The sequence below is a fragment of the Streptomyces sp. rh34 genome (assembly GCF_002551245.1).
Taxonomy (GTDB): Bacteria; Actinomycetota; Actinomycetes; order Streptomycetales; family Streptomycetaceae; genus Streptomyces.
The window spans coordinates 1-4,054 of the sequence record NZ_NTGZ01000408.1; the positions used below are offsets into that span (position 1 = coordinate 1).

Here is a 4,054-nt window from a genome sequence, read left to right on the forward strand (position 1 = left end):
GCACACGAGGGTGCTCAGGGCGCCCGCGCCCCGGTCGTCACGCCACAGGAGGGATTCGGCCCGCGCGGCTGCGCGGCCGAATCCGGCGACGGGGTGGCCCCGACGGGGGTCGCCGAGCAGAGCGTCGGCGATCAGCCCGGCCGTGGCGCCGTACGCGAAGACGCGGTCGGCACGCACGGCTCAACCCGTCGCGGGGAGAGGCGTTCCGGAAGGGGAAGGAGGGGGCACAGGAAGCGGCACACGGCGGCCGGGCATGGCGTATGTCCTCACTCAGGGTCCGCGCCCTGGTTCGACGTGACCGGCGACGAGAGTCTCCTGGCTTCCGGATCCGCAGTTCCCCCGGCCTTCCAGCCCGCGTGTCGTGGGCCGTGACGTCCGGTGTGGGGGAGTGCTCCCCGGTGACAGTGGCGGGACCGCGCCGGATTCGCACCGGCTTCCTCTGCTGTCGCCGTAAATGGCTCCGGCAGTCCACCACGCCCCGCGAACAACCGTCAACTCGCTGTTGACCTGCGAGGCTCCACTGTGCGCAGACGCACATCGGGCCGGACACACGAGGGTGTGTCCGGCCCGAGGGAGTGCGGGGTACGGGGTCAGGCGACGATCAGGTAGATCCCGTACGCGACCGCCGCCACGCACGCCGCGAAGCAGGCGTACGCGCCGGCGCGCGCCAGCGCGACCGACCCGCCGGCGGCGCTGCCGCCGGCCGTGGCGGACTGCTTGGACAGGGCGACGATGCCCAGGGTGAAGAGGCCGACCAGCGCGACGGTGACCACGAGGCTGACACCGAAGACGGAGGCGAGAGCTGCCCAGTCGATTTTCATACGGATCTGTCCTTACACCTTGGCCGGCGGCCGGGCCGGGTCGTCGGGCGCCGAGGCCGGGGCCGGGATGGTGGTGGCGATGTCGGCGGCCGGGCCGCCGGCGGGCGGCGGCTGGACCGCCGCGATGGCGGTGGTGACGACGCCCTGGGGCTCGCCCTCCCCGTCCGCGTCGTTGACGTTGGTGTGGTCGACCGGCTGGCGGCGTGAGGCCAGCCAGATGGCGAAGGAGCCCCCCACGAGCAGGATCGCGGTGACGGTGATGCCCCAGGGGCCCTGCTTGGTGAGGTACTCGGCGCCCGCACCGATCAGACCGGCCGCCGGGAGCGTCAGCCCCCAGGCGACGAACATCCGGGTGGCGGTGGACCAGCGGACCACGCCCCCCTTGCGGCCGAGGCCCGCGCCCATGACGGCACCGGAGCAGGACTGGGTGGTGGAGAGCGAGAAGCCGAGGTGCGAGGAGGCCAGGATGACCGTCGCCGCGCTGGTCTGGGCGGCGAAGCCCTGCGGCGGCTGGAGGTCGGTCAGTCCCTTGCCCATCGTGCGGATGATGCGCCAGCCGCCGAGGTAGGTGCCGAGCGCGATGGCGACACCGGCGGAGACGATGACCCAGAGCGGCGGGTTGGAGCCGGGGGCGAGGACGCCGCCGGTGACCAGGGCCAGCGTGATGATGCCCATCGTCTTCTGGGCGTCGTTGGTGCCGTGGGCGAGCGAGACGAGACCGGCGGAGGCGATCTGTCCGGCCCGGTAGCCCTTGGCCGTCGACTTCAGCTGGCCCTCGTCGGTGACGTTCCGGTTGATCCGGTACGTCAGTCGCGTGGCCAGCATCGCGGCGAGGCCGGCCACCAGCGGGGCGGCGATCGCCGGGAGCAGCACCTTGGTGACGACGGTGCCGCCGTTGATCGAGGACCAGCCGGCCGACATGACCGCGGCGCCGATCAGACCGCCGAACAGGGCGTGGGAGGAACTGGAGGGCAGGCCGACCAGCCAGGTCAGGAGATTCCACAGGATGGCGCCGACGAGCGCCGCGAAGATGACCTCGGTTCTGAGGCCGTCCTCGTTGACGATCCCGCCGGAGATCGTCTTGGCGACCTCCACCGACAGGAACGCGCCGATCAGGTTGAGAACGGCGGACATCGCCACCGCTGTCTTGGGTTTCAGGGCGCCGGTCGAGATGGTGGTCGCCATCGCGTTGGCGGTGTCGTGGAAACCGTTCGTGAAATCGAACACGAGAGCTGTCACGATCACAATCGCAAGCAGCAGCGTGATGTGTTCCATTTACCCAGGCAATCGTTCGACGTCAGTGGCACGTGGACCGTAGGCAACCTGAATGAACGGAAGGTGAACTGAGCGGGGCGCCACGGTGACCCCAAGCGGAGTGGGTCGCCTCCGCTTGTGCGCGGGAGGGGCTGCGCGATGCCTGTGGGGTGGGGCGTGGGCTTCCCTTTGCCACTAGTTGGCGAACATTTTGAACGGCTGTTCGGCACCCGGAAGAGATCCCCGTCACCTCCCCTGTGCCGTTCCGGTTGCGCGTCCTGCCCCCTACGCTCGCCCCATGAGCGAGCAACACCCGGAATCCGTCGGCCGGGCCTGGCTGGACGTCGTGGCAACGGCCCGTCGCAGCGCGGCGGACGGCCTGGTCGTCGGCACCTCGGGCAATGTGTCGGCCCGCGTCGGCGACCTGGTCCTGGTCACGCCCAGCGGGGTGCCCTACGACCGGCTCGGCCCCCAGGACGCGGTCGGCGTCGACCTGGAAGGCCGCCAGGTCCTCGGAGACCTCGGGCCGACCAGCGAACTCCCCCTGCACCTGGCGGTCTACCGCTCCACCGACGCCGCCGCCGTGGTCCACACCCACGCCGTGCACGCCACCGCCGTCTCCACCCTCGTCACCGAGGTGCCGCTCGTCCACTACGCGGCCGCCATCCTCGGCGGCCCCGTCCGCACCGCCGCCTACGCCCGCTACGGCACCCCCGAGCTGGCCGAGGCCATGCTCGGGGCCCTGGCGGGCCGCACCGGCTGTCTGCTCGCCAACCACGGCACCGTCACCTACGGCGACACGCTCGACCAGGCCTATGAGCGCACCGCCCAACTGGAGTGGCTCTGCCGCCTCTGGCTCACCGCGAGCTCCGTGCCCGGCCGCACCCCGGCCCTGCTCGACGCGGCCCAGCTGGACGAGGTGACGGAAGCGCTCAAGGGATACGGCCAGCCCGGCTGAGCCGCGCACGGCGCCCGCTCCTTCTCCCGGCGCCCTCGCGCACCGCCGGGCCCCGGGCCCGGCCCGCGTCCGCCCCGGACGGCCCCGCCCACTGGCAGCGCGCCTCTCGCCCCACGACACTGGAGCGGTGCGCCCGGTAACCGCGACGGCAACGGCCGTCACCACGATCCTCGGCGTCGGTGCGACAGCGGTCGCGGCCGGCCGGTACGCCAGCGACGTCGCCCTCAAAGCGGCGCCCGGACGTCCCCTCCCCGCCGACCGCAGACTCACCGTGCACGCCACGGCGGCCGGGCAGACCACCCTGACCCGGTCCTTCTCGGCGCTCCGGCCCGGCACCTACGGCCTGTCCGGACCCGGCGTCCACGCGGTCGTCGGGCCCGTCGTCGAAGGGGCCTCCCAGGCCGCCGACACCGTCGTCCGCAGGCTGGAGAGCGTCGGCACGGGACTCCTCGAACCGGGCGTGAAAGTGCGGCTCACCCCCGCCCTGTACGGCGGTGACCCGAGCAGCGACCTCGGCCTGGACCATCAGGAGGTCGAGATCCCCGGCGAGCTGGGAACGCTGCCCGCCTGGTACGTCCCCGGCGCGCGCGACACCTGGGTCATCACCGTGCACGGCCTCGGCACCACCCGGGCCCACCCCATGAACCTGATGCCGTTCCTGCGCGAACAGAACTTCCCCGTGCTCGACCTCGCCTACCGGGGCGACCCCGGAGCCCCGCGCCCCGCGGACGGCCTCGGCCACTTCGGCGCCTCCGAGTGGCGCGACCTCGACGCCGCCCTCCGCTGGGCCCTGCGCTACGGGGCCCGCAACGTGATCGTCCACGGCTGGTCCACCGGCGCCACCATGGCCCTGTACGCCGCGGTCGAGTCCCCGCTCCGCGACCGGATCAGCGGCCTCGTCCTCGACTCCCCGGTGCTGGACTGGCCGGTCACCCTGCGCGCCCTGGCCGCGGCCCGCGGCGTCCCGGCCGCCCTGCTGCCGCTCGCCGTCCGCGCCGCCCAGGGCAGGACCGGGATGAGC

At 72.9% G+C, this 4,054-nt stretch carries 4 protein-coding genes, 1 pseudogene and 1 riboswitch; of the genes and pseudogenes, 2 read left to right on the top strand and 3 right to left on the bottom strand.

The window, feature by feature from the left end; all coding sequences use genetic code 11:
- The 3 genes and pseudogenes from CR470_RS40960 to CR470_RS36255 all read right to left on the bottom strand — a co-directional run.
- A pseudogene (locus CR470_RS40960) lies at positions 1-177 on the bottom strand (cobalamin biosynthesis protein); the annotation flags it as partial.
- Between the two features lie 132 nt (positions 178-309).
- Positions 310-439, bottom strand: a riboswitch (cobalamin riboswitch).
- Positions 440-590: 151 nt separating this feature from the next.
- On the bottom strand, positions 591-821 hold the full coding sequence (locus CR470_RS36250; RefSeq protein WP_097871864.1) for a hypothetical protein: 231 nt from the start codon (positions 819-821) through the stop codon (positions 591-593).
- Positions 822-833: 12 nt separating this feature from the next.
- Positions 834-2,096 carry an inorganic phosphate transporter gene (locus CR470_RS36255; protein WP_097871867.1) on the bottom strand — a complete coding sequence of 421 codons (1,263 nt, stop codon included), beginning with the start codon at positions 2,094-2,096 and terminating at the stop codon, positions 834-836.
- Between the two features lie 277 nt (positions 2,097-2,373).
- Between CR470_RS36255 and CR470_RS36260 the strand changes: the two genes are divergently transcribed.
- Positions 2,374-3,033 carry a class II aldolase/adducin family protein gene (locus CR470_RS36260; RefSeq protein WP_097871870.1) on the top strand — a complete coding sequence of 220 codons (660 nt, stop codon included), beginning with the start codon at positions 2,374-2,376 and terminating at the stop codon, positions 3,031-3,033.
- A 127-nt stretch (positions 3,034-3,160) separates the two neighbouring features.
- A partial coding sequence (locus CR470_RS36265; protein ID WP_097871872.1) for an alpha/beta hydrolase family protein occupies positions 3,161-4,054 on the top strand: 894 nt, incomplete at its 3' end.